Source organism: Novosphingobium sp. (assembly GCF_025351285.1).
In the GTDB taxonomy this organism is placed as follows: domain Bacteria; phylum Pseudomonadota; class Alphaproteobacteria; order Sphingomonadales; family Sphingomonadaceae; genus Novosphingobium.
In genome coordinates, this window is sequence record NZ_JANXWG010000060.1 from 1 (window position 1) to 13,700 (window position 13,700).

Here is a 13,700-nt window from a genome sequence, read left to right on the forward strand (position 1 = left end):
GATGTGATGCGCGACAGGAATACTCGCGCGGTAATCGAGGGCGATCCCAACCGCCCTTCTGAAACGACCGAGCATTGGACATTCGTTAGGCAAGACGGCGCTCCTTGGAAACTTTCAGCCATTCAAGACGGCTCGCCGTGATTGAGCACGGTGCATGAAGTAAACGACACGTGTCCGTCCAGGTCCGTCCCGGCCCGGAGGTGGTCGGCGAATCAAATCTGGCTTAAATTATTGGTACGGTCAGAGAGGGCAAAATTATTGTTGCATTACATGGCAAATTGTATCCCTCCATCTCAAACCTAGGAATAACCTCAAGCAAACGGGCTATAACCCACTACGTTAGGGAACATTGCCTCGCGCGCGCGTAATGGCTTGAATATTTTTTGGGGGCCATTATGGTGGCCACGATATTATATGGTCTGCATAACATGTTGATATAAAAGCTCCGCATCCGCTTATTCGATTCCGTCCCCGGGCACCATTTGCCATGTTCTCAAACATGGCGCGGCCGCTTCATTCGGCGGTATGCTGTACCTATCGGCCGAGGCGTTCGAGGCTGCTGCTCAGCCAGTCGAACTGCGCTGTGCAGCCACTGTCGAGCAACACCGCGCCAAGGCCCGCAGCGTCGGTGGGAAGAACTGTCGGGTCCAGCGCAACGATTTTGAACTCGACCGTTTTCGATACTGGCCCCTGGTCGGTAAACCGATAAGTCGCGCCATCGGCAAGCGGCAAGGCACCGATGGGCCAAGCGGTGCCCCAGCTTTGCGCCGGCCATTGCACATTCAATTTCACGCGATCGTCAGTCGTGCCAATCGAACCGGACCGACCTGCCACGGTGGCATGGCGCCAAAGGAACAAACGGCCGCCCTTGGGCATGCAGACGTTGCCGCCTGCATCGACATCGGCGAGCCAGATCGTTTCGGGCAAAGCCGCCGATGCGGTTCCTGCGTTGCCCAGCCCGCGAACCGCGCCGGCGCGCAAGGTCGAGCGCAACGCGGCCGGATCGCCGAGCGAGCGCGACAATCGCGCCGCCACGCCGTTATCGCGCACCACCACCCCATCGAGCCGGAAAGTTCCCGGCCCGCGCAGCACGCGCGTGCCGGCTTTGTCGAGGATGGTGATGATGTCGCCGTTGCGCAGCGTCACGATGGCGCCTTGCTGCAATCGCTGGCCCTTGGGATGGCTGTTTGCCGAAGGCCCGGTCGAGCGAACGACGATCGACTGCGCATGGCCGATGACCGTGCTGCCTGCGAGCAGGGCGCAGCTTGCCGCAGGCAGCATTGCGGCGCGAACCAGTCGCATGATTGGCCGCGTGATCGGTTGAGGGCGGGCTCGGGCCAGCCTTGCCGGCCGGCCACGTGCAGATGAATGTTCCACGCGGTACCTTTCCGCTGATTGCGAGATATTGTCCAGACCGACATCGCAGGCTGAAAGCACAAATTGCGCGTGTTCACGCGATCGCGCTGTGCGGTCCAGCACAGCAAAGGCGCCGCAGAAGCACGCATTGACCAATGCGGAACAATCCGGCATTCATAGTGCCAATATTACCGCGCGTGGTTACGGAGAGTCGTTTGAAAGTCCTTCGCACCCCGGACGCGGCGTTCGCCGGAATCGACGATTTTCCCTACGCGCCGCACTATGCCGAGATTGCCGATCCGCAGGACGGCACCCGGCTGCGGCTGCATTACATCGATGAAGGCCCGCGCGATGCGCCGATCGTGCTGATGATGCATGGCGAACCGAGCTGGTGCTACCTTTACCGTCATATGATCGCCCCGGTTGTGGCGGCGGGTTACCGCGTGATTGCGCCCGATCTGATCGGCTTCGGCAAGTCGGACAAGCCCGCGCGGCAAACCGATTACAGCTATGCGCGCCATGTGGCCTGGATGCGCACGTGGATCGAGCAGCTTGACCTCGAGGGCATCACGCTCGCTTGCCAGGACTGGGGATCGCTTGTCGGTCTACGGCTGGTCGCGGCGATGCCCGATCGCTTCGCCGCAGTGGCGCTGTCGAACGGCGGACTTCCCGAAGGTGGCCCGGCGCCGCGCGCATTCGCGATCTGGCGCGCGTTTTCGCAGTGGAGCCCGCTGTTCCCGATCGGCGGGATCATCGGCAAGGGCACCAGGCGCGGGTTGTCCAAGGCTGAAATCGCGGCTTACGATGCCCCATTCCCCGCGAACGCCTACAAGGCCGGCGCGCGGATCTTCCCGACTTTCGTGCCGTTCGAGGGCAATGTGGCGGTGCCCGACCAGAAGCAGGCGTGGGAAGCACTCGAACGCTGGGACAAGCCGTTCCTGTGCTGCTTCAGCGATGGTGACCCGATCACGCGCGGCGGCGACGCATTGTTCATCGGCCGGGTTCCGGGAACCGCCGGGCAGCCGCACACCACGCTCAAGGGTGGGCACTTCATCCAGGAGGACGATCCGCGCGGCTTCATCGATTGCATTCTCAAGATCGCGCCCGCACCATGATCGTTTTGCGCACGCTCCGATGAGCGGTTGATCCAACGGCCGATATGCACTGCACCCTCGTGCCATTGACGTGCGCTGCACGCGCTTTCATGATCGATGCTGCAGGGCATCTGCCCGGCGGCGGTTGACCGTCGCGACGATTTGAATTTTGGAGAGAGCAAATGCACCTGGATTTCAGCCCCGAGGATCTGGCGTTCCAGCGCGAAGTGCGCGCCTTCATCGCCGAAAATTATCCGGAAACGCTGCGCGGCAAGCAGGATGAAGGCGACGAGCTGACCAAGGAAGATTTCCTGTCGTGGCACCGCGTGCTGGCCAGGAAGGGCTGGGTCGCGCCGGCCTGGCCGGTCGAATACGGCGGCACCGGCTGGACCGCGACGCAGAAGTACATCTGGTCCGAAGAAACCGCGAGCGCCGATTGCATCCGGCTGATGCCATTCGGCCTGTCGATGGTCGGCCCGGTGATCTACACCTTCGGCACGCCCGAGCAGAAGGCGCGGTTCCTGCCCGGCATCCTTTCGGGTGGCGACTGGTGGTGCCAAGGCTATTCCGAGCCGGGTTCGGGTTCGGATCTGGCCTCGCTGCGCACCAAGGCCGTGCTTGAGGGCGATGAGTACGTGGTCAATGGCCAGAAGACCTGGACCACGATGGCGCAGCACGCCGATTGGGGCTTCTTCCTGGTGCGCACCAACCCCGATGCCAAGCAGCAGGAGGGCATCAGCTTCCTGCTCATCGACATGAAATCGCCCGGCATCACCGTGCGCCCGATCATCACGCTGGGCGGTGAGCACGAAGTCAACGAAGTATGGCTGGAGGACGTGCGCGTGCCGGTCAACCAGCGCATCTTCGAGGAGAACAAGGGGTGGACTTGCGCCAAGTTCCTGCTGGCGCACGAACGCACCGGCATCGCCGGCGTGGCCGCATCCAAGCGCGGCATCGAGAAGGTCAAGACCATCGCGCGGGCAGAGATGGATGGCGACAAGCCGCTGATCGCCAACCCGTTCTTCCGCCGCAAGATCGCCGAGCTGGAAATGGACCTGACCGCGCTCGAATATACCGAACTGCGCAGCCTGGCGGGAGAAAGCGCCGGCAAGGGCCCCGGGCCCGAATCGAGCCTGCTCAAGATCAAAGGCTCTGAAATCCAGCAGCGGCTAACCGAATTGTCGTTGGAGGCGGTCGGCCATTACGGCGCGCCCTATTTCCGCGGTTTCGGAGAGGGCGATAACGAGCACCCAATCGGCCCCGATTATGCCCACCGCGCTGCTCCGACGTACTTCAACACGCGCAAGACCACGATTTACGGCGGATCGAACGAAATCCAGCGCAATATCATCGCCAAGATGGTGCTGGGTCTCTGACAAAAAGCTTCCGCGCGCGCCAAGGGCGCGGCGGTACATTGATATGGGCCGGCCTTTCGTCATAAGGCCGGCCCCTGCTTATGGGATCGAGGACAATGGATTTCAGCTACACCGAAACGCAGGACATGCTGCGCGACACGCTCGCGCGCTTCCTGGCCGACACCTATGATTTCGAGACGCGCAAAATGATGCTCGCCCGGCCCGAAGGGCGCGATCCCGGCGTGTGGCGGGCGCTTGCCACCGAACTCGGAATCCTCGGCGCGCCCTTCGCCGAGGAGCACGGCGGGCTGGGCGGTGGCGCGCTTGAAAACATGATCATGATGGAAGAGCTGGGCAAGGTCATCGCGATCGAGCCTTATCTCCAGACCGTGGTGATCGGCGGCGGTGCGATGAAGCATGCCAAGCACCATGGGGGCGGCGCGATGGCCGATGCGGTAATCCCTGCGATCATTTCGGGCGAGGCCGTGATCGCGTTCGCTTATGCCGAACCGCAAGGCCGCTACGATCTGGCCAACTTGCGCACCACCGCCAAGGCGGACGGTGCCGGCTATGTGCTGAACGGCCAGAAAGCAGTCGTCTATGCGGCGCCCTGGGCCACGCACCTGCTCGTCACCGCGCGCATCGGCGGCAGCCAGCGTGAGCGCGAGGGCGTGGCGCTGTTTCTGATCGACGCGAAATCGCCTGGCGTGGTGCGTCGCGACTACCCGACGGTAGATGGCTTCCAGGCATCGGAAATCTATTTCGAGAACGTCGCCATCCCCGGCGATGCGTTGATCGCGGGCGGGATCGACCTGGTCGAACAACTGGTCGACGAAGCCACCGTGGCGATGTGCGGCGAAGCTTGCGGGATTGCGCGCAAGCTGCACGAAGGCACGCTCGATTACACCAAGCAGCGCAAGCAGTTCGGCGTGCCGATCGGCAAGTTCCAGGTGTTGCAGCACCGCATGGCCGACATCTTCATCGAGGTCGAACAGATCGCCTCGATGGCGCTGATGGGCACGCTCAAGCTCGACTTGCCCGCGAACGGGCGCAAGGCCGCGGTCAGCCTGGCCAAGGCCAAGGTCTCGCGCTCGATCCGCTTCGTCGGCCAGAACGCGATCCAGACGCACGGCGGCATCGGCATCACGCAGGAACTGGCGATCGGCCACTACTTCAAGCGCGCCACGATGATCGAGAACCAGTTCGGCTCGGCCGATTTCCATCTCGATCGCTTCGAGCAGCTTACGCTCGACGCCTGAGAAAATGGCGCTTGCAGGATGCGCGGATATAACGCGCGTCCTGCAAGCTAACCGATTCTCATTGAACAAAAAAATTCGGTCCGCAGCGGGAACCGATCGCAACAGTCTGCATTATTCGAGATTGGCCGCCATCGGGTAAAGGCCTGGGGATTGGGTATCCACTTGGACGAACGGTTAACTGTCCTCGTCGTTGACGACGAACCGCTTATTGCGCTGTCGATTGCGGATGCTCTCGAAGAAGCCGGATTCGCGCACGAAATGTGCCATTGCGGCGATAGTGCAATGGCAACGCTTGGCGATCGTGATCCTGCGTTCTGCGCGCTGGTGACCGATATCAGGCTTGGCAAAGGCCCCAACGGCTGGGACGTTGCGCGCCATGCCCGGGAAATCCACGCAGCGCTTCCGGTCATCTATATCACCGGTGACAGCGCCGCCGACCACAGCGCCTATGGCGTCCCCGAAAGCGTGATGGTCCAGAAGCCGTTCGTGGCGATGCAGATCATTACCGCCATCTCGAACCTTCTGAACGTGGGTTAGACGCCCGATCGCACAGCGATCATACGGCGGCACCCGAACGCACGGCGATCACACGGCTGCGATCGCCAATGTCAGGAGCCCCAGGCCTCCGGCCATGACAATGCGCAATCTCAACCACCCCGCCGGCAACGCCACCCGCGACGCCAGCGACGCATCGGCGAGCGGGCTCGCCAGCAATAGCACGCCCAGCAAAGCCAGCGACGGCCCCGGCCAGGTCCAGCCGACACACCACGGCAGCAGCGCTACCCAGGCGGCCAGGCTCGGCGCCACCGCCATCGCATAGACCCCCGGTTCGCGCAGCCCGCTCAGGGCGCCGGCCATCCACCACATCCCGCCGAGGAACGACAGGATCACTGCCGCGTAGCAACAAGCCGCGGCAATCGCGAAATAGTGGTTGGCGCTGTCCAGCGCCATCACCAGACAAATCGCCTGCGGAAGCAAGCCGGCCAAGCCAAGGACAACGAGCGGGCGGGGGAGCGTCTGGACCATCACGCCCTCGTCACCCTGCCATCGCTTCGGGCAAGCTGGTCTTTGGTTCACGCCACCCTTAGGGTCAGGTCGCGCCACCGCCGTGCCCGGCCCATAGGGTGCCGCAGGCCCGGCTGCCCGCGCCTGGAGCGACAATTGCGATGAGCGATCCCCGTTTCCGCAAGGTGCCCGCAGGCCGCCTGTCGCGCGCCGCGGTGTTCGGCCAATTGGCGGGATCGGTGGCGGGCGGCGTGCTGGCTGAAGGCGCCCGCCGGCTGGCCCGGGGCGAGCGGCCGCACATGCAGGACCTGCTGCTCACCCCCGCCAGCGTCGGCCGCGTGACCGAGCAGCTATCGCGATTGCGCGGCGCGGCGATGAAGCTGGGCCAGATGATCTCGATGGACGCGGGCGACATGCTCCCGCCCGAATTGACCGCGATCCTGGCACGCTTGCGCGATGCAGCGCACTTCATGCCGCCCGCGCAACTCGACAAAGTGCTGCGCGCGGAATGGGGCGCCGATTGGCGCAAGCGCTTCCGGCGGTTCGAAGCGACCCCCGTGGCCGCCGCCTCGATCGGCCAGGTCCACCGCGCCACCCTGCCCGATGGCCGCACTGTTGCGATCAAGGTGCAATATCCGGGGATTGCCACCAGCATCGATGCCGATGTCGACAACGTGGCCACGCTGCTGCGGATGACCGGACTGCTCCCCGCCAGTCTCGATATCGCGCCGCTGCTGGTAGAGGCCAAGCGCCAGTTGCACGAAGAAGCCGATTACCACCGCGAGGCCGCACAATTGCGCCGCTACGCGGCCATGCTGGCGAATCAACCGGCATTCGTGGTACCGGGACTGGTCGAGGAACTGTGCAGCGAACGGGTGCTGGCGATGGATTTCATCTCCGGCCAGCCCATCGAGACGCTGCTCGATGCCCCGCAGGACGTGCGCGATGCGGCGATTGAATCGCTGTTCCGGCTGGTGCTGCGCGAACTATTCGAATTCGGCTTCATGCAGACCGATCCGAACTTCGCCAATTACCGCTGGCAAGCCGATGGCGCGCGGATTGTCTTGCTCGATTTCGGTGCGGCTCGTGGCGTAGTTCCAGAAACGGCCACGGCCTATCGCCGGCTCCTGGCCGCGGGGTTGGTCGGCGATCCTGCGGGCTTGCGCGCGGCGATGGTCGAGGCTGGTTTCGTTTCACCGTTCATGCTCGAACGCCATTCCGCAGCCTTCGATGGGATGATCGCGGTCTTGATCGAGCATCTCGGCCGACCGGGACTGTTCGATTTCGCCGACCGGTCGTTCGTCGCGCGGTTGCGCGGCCATCTCGAAGGCATCGTGACCGATCGCGCGGCGTGGCACATCCCACCGGTTGAAACGCTGTTCGTGCAGCGCAAGATCAGCGGAACCGCGCTGCTGGCGGTGAAGATGCAGGCCCGCTTCGCTTTGCGTGACCTGGTCGAAAGCGTCCTTGCGGAAAACCGCGCGGCCGAACCGGGCGAGGCTGTGCAATGAGCAGCGCAGTCGTGTTCGGCGCCGGCGGGGGCATCGGCCGGGCTTTGACCGAAGCCTTGGCCGCATCGGGGCGTTTCGACCGCATCCATGCCGGCGCGCGGCGCTTGCCAGGCGACCTGCCGGCGGGCGTCGAACCATTCGCGTTCGATCTTGGCGACGAAGCGAGCATTGCCGAAGTGGCCCATTCCATCGGCGGCCAGGTCGAGCTCGTGCTGATCGCCAGCGGCGTGCTTCAGGATGCCAGTCACGCGATCACGCCCGAAAAGAGCTTCCGCGCGATCGATGCCGAGGCGATGGCGCAAGTTCTGGCCATCAACACGGTCGGCCCGGCGCTGATCGCCAAACATTTCCTGCCGCTGTTGCCGCGCGATCGCCGCGCGGTGTTCGCAGCGCTATCGGCCCGCGTCGGATCGATCGGCGACAACCGGCTGGGCGGCTGGCATTCGTACCGCGCCAGCAAGGCCGCGCTCAACATGCTGATCGTCAATTTCGCAATCGAGTTGAAACGCTCGCACCCGCACACAATTGTTGCCGCGCTCCACCCCGGCACGGTCGATACCGAACTTTCGCTGCCTTTCCAGCGTGGCGTGGCGCCCGATCGGCTGTTCACCCCGGCCACGGCAGCCGGACACCTGCTCACGGTTATCGACGCGCTAGCACCGGCCGACAGCGGTGGATTGTTCGCGTGGGACGGCACGCGGTTGCCGAGCTAGGATCGACGATGGCCCGCATGGTGCGCAAGGGCGATTTGCCCTCGAAGATCTGCGAAGCCTGCGCAAGGCCGTTCGCCTGGCGCAAGAAATGGGCGCGCGACTGGGATCAGGTTCGCTATTGCTCGGACCGTTGCCGTTCGTCCAAAGGCTCTCGTACCTAAATCCGCAGACCGGTCAGTAGCCGGCTTCGATCGCCAGCCGCACGGCTTCGGCGGTGGAATGGACGTCGAGCGCCTTGAGCATCGCCGACCGGTGCATCTTCACCGTGCGTTCCGACAGCCCCAGATCATAGGCGATCTGCTTGTTCAGCTTGCCCTTGGTGATCGCCAGCAGCACCGTGTGCTGGCGGGAAGACAGCGCCTCCACCTTGGCCCGCGCAGCCGCGCCGCGCGTGCCGGCAGCGTCGGTCTCGGCGATTTCCATCTGCGAGCCGAGAAAATATTCCAGTTCACCCTCGGCATCGAAAATCGGCGCCACCAACACGGCGTTGCGGAACGGCTGGCCGTTTTTCTTGTAGTTCAGGATTTCGACCATGATCGGCCGCTTTTCGCGGATACCCGTGCGCAGCGTTTCGATCAGCCAAGGTTCGGACCCGTCACCGTGCAGGAAGCGACAATTGCGCCCGACTATTTCTTCGCGCGAATATCCGGTGAGTTCGATGAATGCCGTGTTGCAATCGATGATGGGGTTATCGGGGAGCCGCGGATTGCTGATCACAGCCGCTACCGCGCTATCCCTGATCATGTCGGAAATGGCCATATCTGCCTGCTTGCACCTTTTTAAAGACCGGACGCGCAACGCGGCCTAGCCAGAAAAACACCGGGTATGTTGCCTACCCTTTCGGCCATGTTGCTCACAATTGCTTCCTGCCCGCAAGGGAAGCCATGAATGAGCGGCGGCGCCTGCCCCCGCCCCACATGGGACCGGCAGCCGTGAATGTCCATTCGTCTGACCTTAGTGTCAATCTAAGCGAAAACGCGTCCGCTGACGCATTTGTGCCGCCCGCCGTCGAAGACGCGATCCGTACGCTGCTGCAATGGGTGGGCGAAGACCCGACCCGCGAGGGTCTGGTCGACACGCCCGGCCGTGTTGCCCGGGCATGGCGCGAATATTGCCAGGGTTATGACGAAGACCCCGGCCTGCACTTGTCGCGGACCTTCGAGGAAGTGGCCGGCTACAACGAGATCGTCCTGCTCAAGGACATCCCGTTCCAAAGCCATTGCGAGCACCACATGGCGCCAATCACCGGCAAGGCCGCGATTGCCTACCTTCCCAGCAACCGCGTGGTCGGCATCTCCAAGCTGGCGCGCGTGCTGCACGGCTATGCCCGTCGGCTGCAGATTCAGGAGCGGCTGACCGCACAAGTGGCGCAGGCGATCTGGACGAACTTGCAACCGCTTGGCGTGGGCGTTGTAATCGAGGCGCAGCACGGGTGCATGACCGGACGTGGCGTGTGCACACCCGGCGTCGGCATGATCACCAGCCGAATGATGGGCTGCTTCCTCACCGACAAGTCCAGCCGCGCCGAACTGCTCGGCTTGATCAGGAATTGATTGTTTATGTTCGGTAAATGAAAGCCATGCGCATCGTAGTCATCGGGGCCGGCATATCCGGATTGGCCTGCTCCGAGCGGTTGACCGCAGCGGGGCATGACGTCCACTTGTTCGACAAGGCCCGCGGCCCCGGCGGCCGAATGAGTACCCGGCGCGTCGAATTGGAAAAGGGCACGGCAGCGTTCGATCACGCCGCGCAATACTTTACTGCGCGCCATCCAGATTTTATCGCGCAAGTCGCGGCTTGGGCGGACCAGGGCCTTGTGGCGCGCTGGCCCGAAGCCGGTCCCGAAGCCTGGGTCGGATTCCCGGCCATGAATGTCCCCATAGCCGCCATGGCGAAGCAACAGGCGGTCGCTTATTCCAGCCATGTCATGAGCCTGGCGCGCGATGTTTCCGGCTGGCATGTCACGGTACAAGGCGGTCAGCGCCACGGGCCATTCGATGCAGCAATCGTGGCGCTGCCAGCCGAGCAAGCCGCCGCCTTTCTCGGCGCGCACGATCTGGCCATGGCAAGCCTGGCCATGGCGGTGCGCTCGCAGCCGTGCTGGACCATGCTGGCCGCGTTCGATCGCCCGTTGCCGATTTCCAGCGACGTCATCCGCCACACGGGCGTGCTGGCCTGGGCCGCGCGCAATGGCAGCAAACCGGGCCGTGCGCCCGGCGAAGCCTGGGTCGTTCAAGCCGAAGGCACCTGGTCGAACGCCCACCTGGAACAACCGGCCGGGGACATCGCGCAAACGATGCTGAAGGGGCTGATGGCCTTTGCCGGCGATGGAGCCCCGCCGGACCTGCTGCACTTGTCGGCACACCGATGGCGCTATGCCATGGTGCGGAGCGCGGAACACGGAGCGTTGTGGAACAAGACCCTGCGGCTCGGCGCCTGCGGCGACTGGCTGCTCGGCCCCCGCGTCGAACTCGCCTGGCGATCGGGCCGGCAATTGGCGGATACGATTGCCGGCGACCGGCTCGACACACCGCCGACCCGTCCGACCAACGCCAGACGCAAGGCACCGGTATCCGCTGTTGCGCGCAAGAATCGATCGACTGCACGTTGACCAACCGGCCATCGGTGTGGCAATTGGCGCTCGTTCGAGGCGCGCGTCAGACGCGTCATTCGATCGACGCTAGTTGATCGAACGGCCAGCCAGGAAGACCGTGATTACCTGGTGACCATGCGGGTGTAGCTCAATGGTAGAGCAGAAGCTTCCCAAGCTTACGACGAGGGTTCGATTCCCTTCACCCGCTCCAAATCTTTGGATTTGTTTAATCCATTGATAAAACTGGATCAAATTTGCTGTTTTTTGCCTGTGTAGAATTCGTGTAGAAGAATTTGGGGAATAGCCGCCGATTGGTGGCGAAAAGATTCTCCGATTTTCCAGTAATTTCTGCGACGCAAGAGGTCAAAGCCTGCGGCACGTCGCGTCATTGCGTTATCGGCTTCGACCCGGAGTGTCGCGCTCTTGGCTCTTCTCATGGGCCTTGAATCGCCTGCTCATTTCCTCGTTCAGCATAAACAACGTCCGTGTATGACGAAGCCGTTGAGCGTTGGTTGCGTCTTCCGCGATCATAGCCCGCGCGTAGAGAAGCGCCTCTATCTCCTCGGTGCTAACGGACTCAAGGGTGTTCAATATCTTGAACTCGGAAGATGGGAATGTCACCGGCCATTCAATCGGCCATCGCTCGATCATGGGTGTCATCACTGCGGAGTTGATGACGTCTCCCGGCAAGGCACCTGACGGCTTGCTGGCGTAGTATGTCCTCGTGGCGATCTCGGCGATTGTGCCAAGCGCCTCATTCACTTGGGCGCGATGCGCCACAGCTTCTGTTTCCATTGCATCGACGCGCGCTGACAGCGCCGCCACCCCTTCGGCAATATCGGTCAAAAGCCCCAAGAGTGGATCGTCCTGCGTGTCACTCATCGTCCCGGCCCTCTACGGTCAAGGTCGCGATCCTTCGTCTTGTCGCGATCCCGCTCATCGTCTTTTCGCACCTGTTGGCCCAGTTCGGCCATACGGGCGCGGAGTCGGTTCGCAGCGGAATCAGTGCCGCGATCCTGCCCCGGCTCCTTGTCGGCTGCGCGCGCCATGTCCGGCGTGGCCGATGGCTCGCGCCCAAGCGCCTTGTCGAGACGGCCCCGCAAGGCCGCAATGCGGTCAGGGTTGGCAAATAGCCCGCTCGCCTTGGAAACCATGTTGCGGGCCATTTCCCCAAACCGGAACTCGCGCCGCTCGGCAAAAGCTCGCACTGGGGCGTCGGGGAGCGGATAATCGCTCGCCATATCCTTTGATCGCTCGCGCGACAGGGTGCGAACAAGTTTGGTCTGATCGGCAAAATCATCGCGGCCATAGTGAAGCTGCATCCCGTCGCGGTGGCGGGTAAGGCCAACATAGGCCGAATTGCGGTCCATCCCCGGCGTTGCCAGTATATGCGCCTGATCGACCGTCACGCCCTGCGATTTGTGGAATGTGGCGGCATAGCCGTGATCGACATGGGCATAGTCCTTGAGGTCGAACGCCACGCTGCGCCCGTCGTCGGTGCGGACGGCCATATGGCCGGGTGACACCTGCTCAACCGTGCCAAGCGTTCCGTTCTTCACCCCTAGCCCACGCTCGTTGCGCAGGAACATCAACCGGTCGCCACTGGCAAACTGGCGCTCGCCACGTTCGGTCTTCACGTCCACGTCGCCACCTAGCTCGCCGCCATCGCGCAGCTTCTCACGGGCGGCGATATTGAGGTCGCGCACCTCGGCATTGGTGTGGGTGAGGATGATGCGGCTTTTTGCAGGGTCATTGGTGCGGGCTTGATCCCAACCCTCCACAAGCTCGGCGCGCGCATCCTCACGGGTCTCGGCACCGTGAACCATGCCATTCTCGCCGTAGGCGTGGATGGCCTCGCCCGTCCGTCCGGTGGCAAGCGCGCGGGTTGCACCCCGCTGCCAGTCGTCGCGCTGACGCCTGATCTCGGTGATCTCGACCGCACCGTGGGCTTCGGCGAGCGAGCGGAACGCGGCCCCCGCCTCGATAGCCTGCAACTGTTCTGGATCACCGACCAGCACAACCTTCGCGCCCGCATCGCGCGCTGCCGACAGGACGCGTTCCATCTGGCGCGTCCCGGTCAGGCCCGCCTCGTCGATCACCAGCACATCGCGGTCGCCCAGTTGCTCGCGGCCCTGCTTCCACTGATATTCAAGGCTCGCGATTGTCCGCGACGTTATGCCCGAACCGGCTTCGAGATTTTCAGCGGCGATGCCGGACAGCGATGCGCCCCGCACAGTATAGCCTTCACGCTCCCAGGCATCGCGCGCAACGCCCAGCATCGCCGATTTGCCGCTCCCGGCATAGCCAACGACCGAGGCAAGATCGCGCTGGCCGGTGATATGGTCATAGGCATCGCGTTGTTCGCCCGACAAAACCATCCCGCGCTCGGCTGCACCGTCAAGCGCAGCATGGCGGTTTTGGTCGGCGACGCCGTGGCGCTCGCTCGTCGCCAGCATCGAAGCGGACAGCCCCAGCCGCTCCTCCACTGCAATCATGTCTCGGCTGGTAAATCGCTCCTGATCCTTGCCGTCCTTGCCCAAGGCGACAAGCTCCGGGGAACCGCGCACCGAGGCCATGACGGAATCGAACTGATCCTTGCCGTCGCTGTGACGGAACGCGAACTGGGCAAGATCGCGCATCGTGAACGTGGCCTGGCTATGGGTGATGGCATTTAGCGCAATCGCCGGATCGGCGATGATCTTGTCGCCATTCTCGCGCGCGATCCGCATATGATCGTCGGCGCGCTCGGCATCCTCGCCGTTCATCTCGCGTCGTGATCCCGCCGCACCTATCTTGTGCTGTGGCTCAAGCGGG

At 63.3% G+C, this 13,700-nt stretch carries 15 protein-coding genes and 1 tRNA gene; 11 read left to right on the forward strand and 5 right to left on the reverse strand.

Features of this window, described 5'->3' with window-relative positions:
• Positions 1 to 6 precede the first annotated feature (6 nt).
• Positions 7 to 141 (forward strand): TIM44-like domain-containing protein, encoded by a 135-nt coding sequence (locus tag Q0R16_RS07525; protein WP_295634452.1) that lies wholly within the window; start codon positions 7 to 9, stop codon positions 139 to 141.
• Positions 142 to 534: 393 nt separating this feature from the next.
• Here the strand turns inward: Q0R16_RS07525 and Q0R16_RS07530 are convergent, their stop codons facing one another.
• Entirely contained in the window at positions 535 to 1,302 is a 768-nt protein-coding gene (locus Q0R16_RS07530) for a hypothetical protein (RefSeq protein ID WP_295634408.1), read from the reverse strand.
• 269 nt (positions 1,303 to 1,571) lie between these two features.
• Here Q0R16_RS07530 and Q0R16_RS07535 point away from each other — a divergent pair, with 269 nt between their 5' ends.
• The 4 genes from Q0R16_RS07535 to Q0R16_RS07550 all read left to right on the forward strand — a co-directional run bounded on the left by Q0R16_RS07535 (position 1,572) and on the right by Q0R16_RS07550 (position 5,601).
• Entirely contained in the window at positions 1,572 to 2,471 is a 900-nt protein-coding gene (locus Q0R16_RS07535) for a haloalkane dehalogenase (RefSeq protein ID WP_295634411.1), read from the forward strand.
• 161 nt (positions 2,472 to 2,632) lie between these two features.
• Entirely contained in the window at positions 2,633 to 3,826 is a 1,194-nt protein-coding gene (locus Q0R16_RS07540; protein ID WP_295634414.1) for an acyl-CoA dehydrogenase family protein, read from the forward strand.
• Positions 3,827 to 3,921: 95 nt separating this feature from the next.
• On the forward strand, positions 3,922 to 5,064 hold the full coding sequence (locus tag Q0R16_RS07545) for an acyl-CoA dehydrogenase family protein (protein WP_295634418.1): 1,143 nt from the start codon (positions 3,922 to 3,924) through the stop codon (positions 5,062 to 5,064).
• 162 nt (positions 5,065 to 5,226) lie between these two features.
• Entirely contained in the window at positions 5,227 to 5,601 is a 375-nt protein-coding gene (locus Q0R16_RS07550) for a response regulator (protein WP_295634421.1), read from the forward strand.
• A 48-nt stretch (positions 5,602 to 5,649) separates the two neighbouring features.
• Here Q0R16_RS07550 and Q0R16_RS07555 read toward each other — a convergent pair whose 3' ends face one another.
• Positions 5,650 to 6,090, reverse strand: coding sequence for a DUF3429 family protein (locus Q0R16_RS07555; protein ID WP_295634424.1), 441 nt, complete (start codon positions 6,088 to 6,090; stop codon positions 5,650 to 5,652).
• Positions 6,091 to 6,230: 140 nt separating this feature from the next.
• Here Q0R16_RS07555 and Q0R16_RS07560 point away from each other — a divergent pair, with 140 nt between their 5' ends.
• Genes Q0R16_RS07560 through Q0R16_RS07570 form a run of 3 tightly spaced genes read left to right on the forward strand, consistent with a single transcriptional unit; the run spans position 6,231 to position 8,454 of the window.
• Positions 6,231 to 7,580: an AarF/ABC1/UbiB kinase family protein gene (locus Q0R16_RS07560; protein WP_295634428.1), complete on the forward strand. Its 1,350-nt coding sequence runs from the start codon at positions 6,231 to 6,233 to the stop codon at positions 7,578 to 7,580.
• Positions 7,577 to 8,293, forward strand: a complete 717-nt coding sequence (locus tag Q0R16_RS07565) for an SDR family NAD(P)-dependent oxidoreductase (RefSeq protein WP_295634431.1) — start codon at positions 7,577 to 7,579, stop codon at positions 8,291 to 8,293. The genes Q0R16_RS07560 and Q0R16_RS07565 overlap by 4 nt, the downstream gene beginning before the upstream one ends.
• 8 nt (positions 8,294 to 8,301) lie before the next feature.
• On the forward strand, positions 8,302 to 8,454 hold the full coding sequence (locus tag Q0R16_RS07570; protein WP_295634434.1) for a DUF2256 domain-containing protein: 153 nt from the start codon (positions 8,302 to 8,304) through the stop codon (positions 8,452 to 8,454).
• A 13-nt stretch (positions 8,455 to 8,467) separates the two neighbouring features.
• Here Q0R16_RS07570 and Q0R16_RS07575 read toward each other — a convergent pair whose 3' ends face one another.
• Positions 8,468 to 9,052, reverse strand: coding sequence for a PAS domain-containing protein (locus Q0R16_RS07575; protein ID WP_295634439.1), 585 nt, complete (start codon positions 9,050 to 9,052; stop codon positions 8,468 to 8,470).
• A gap of 236 nt (positions 9,053 to 9,288) precedes the next feature.
• On the opposite strand from Q0R16_RS07575, the gene folE reads away from it, so the two are divergent.
• From folE to Q0R16_RS07590, 3 genes are all read left to right on the forward strand, one after another.
• Entirely contained in the window at positions 9,289 to 9,846 is a 558-nt protein-coding gene (gene folE / locus Q0R16_RS07580; RefSeq protein WP_295634443.1) for a GTP cyclohydrolase I FolE, read from the forward strand.
• Between the two features lie 17 nt (positions 9,847 to 9,863).
• The gene (locus Q0R16_RS07585; RefSeq protein WP_366857310.1) at positions 9,864 to 10,904 is read left to right on the forward strand and encodes an NAD(P)-binding protein; all 1,041 of its coding nucleotides are present in this window, start codon (positions 9,864 to 9,866) and stop codon (positions 10,902 to 10,904) included.
• Between the two features lie 119 nt (positions 10,905 to 11,023).
• A tRNA-Gly gene (locus Q0R16_RS07590) sits at positions 11,024 to 11,097 on the forward strand.
• A 182-nt stretch (positions 11,098 to 11,279) separates the two neighbouring features.
• On the opposite strand, the gene Q0R16_RS07595 is transcribed toward Q0R16_RS07590, so the two are convergent.
• Positions 11,280 to 11,768 (reverse strand): hypothetical protein, encoded by a 489-nt coding sequence (locus tag Q0R16_RS07595; protein ID WP_295634446.1) that lies wholly within the window; start codon positions 11,766 to 11,768, stop codon positions 11,280 to 11,282.
• A partial coding sequence (traA, locus tag Q0R16_RS07600) for a Ti-type conjugative transfer relaxase TraA (RefSeq protein ID WP_295634448.1) occupies positions 11,765 to 13,700 on the reverse strand: 1,936 nt, incomplete at its 5' end. The genes Q0R16_RS07595 and traA, both read right to left, overlap by 4 nt.

Excerpts from the sequence above, each read along its gene's own strand:
- Q0R16_RS07525 (WP_295634452.1), top strand. The coding sequence starts at position 7 with ATGCGCGACAGGAATACTCGCGCGGTAATCGAGGGCGATCCCAACCGC.
- Q0R16_RS07530 (WP_295634408.1), bottom strand. The coding sequence starts at position 1,302 with ATGCGACTGGTTCGCGCCGCAATGCTGCCTGCGGCAAGCTGCGCCCTG.
- Q0R16_RS07540 (WP_295634414.1), top strand. The coding sequence starts at position 2,633 with ATGCACCTGGATTTCAGCCCCGAGGATCTGGCGTTCCAGCGCGAAGTG.
- Q0R16_RS07545 (WP_295634418.1), top strand. The coding sequence starts at position 3,922 with ATGGATTTCAGCTACACCGAAACGCAGGACATGCTGCGCGACACGCTC.
- Q0R16_RS07555 (WP_295634424.1), bottom strand. The coding sequence starts at position 6,090 with ATGGTCCAGACGCTCCCCCGCCCGCTCGTTGTCCTTGGCTTGGCCGGC.
- Q0R16_RS07560 (WP_295634428.1), top strand. The coding sequence starts at position 6,231 with ATGAGCGATCCCCGTTTCCGCAAGGTGCCCGCAGGCCGCCTGTCGCGC.
- Q0R16_RS07565 (WP_295634431.1), top strand. The coding sequence starts at position 7,577 with ATGAGCAGCGCAGTCGTGTTCGGCGCCGGCGGGGGCATCGGCCGGGCT.
- Q0R16_RS07570 (WP_295634434.1), top strand. The coding sequence starts at position 8,302 with ATGGCCCGCATGGTGCGCAAGGGCGATTTGCCCTCGAAGATCTGCGAA.
- Q0R16_RS07575 (WP_295634439.1), bottom strand. The coding sequence starts at position 9,052 with ATGGCCATTTCCGACATGATCAGGGATAGCGCGGTAGCGGCTGTGATC.
- Q0R16_RS07585 (WP_366857310.1), top strand. The coding sequence starts at position 9,864 with ATGAAAGCCATGCGCATCGTAGTCATCGGGGCCGGCATATCCGGATTG.
- Q0R16_RS07595 (WP_295634446.1), bottom strand. The coding sequence starts at position 11,768 with ATGAGTGACACGCAGGACGATCCACTCTTGGGGCTTTTGACCGATATT.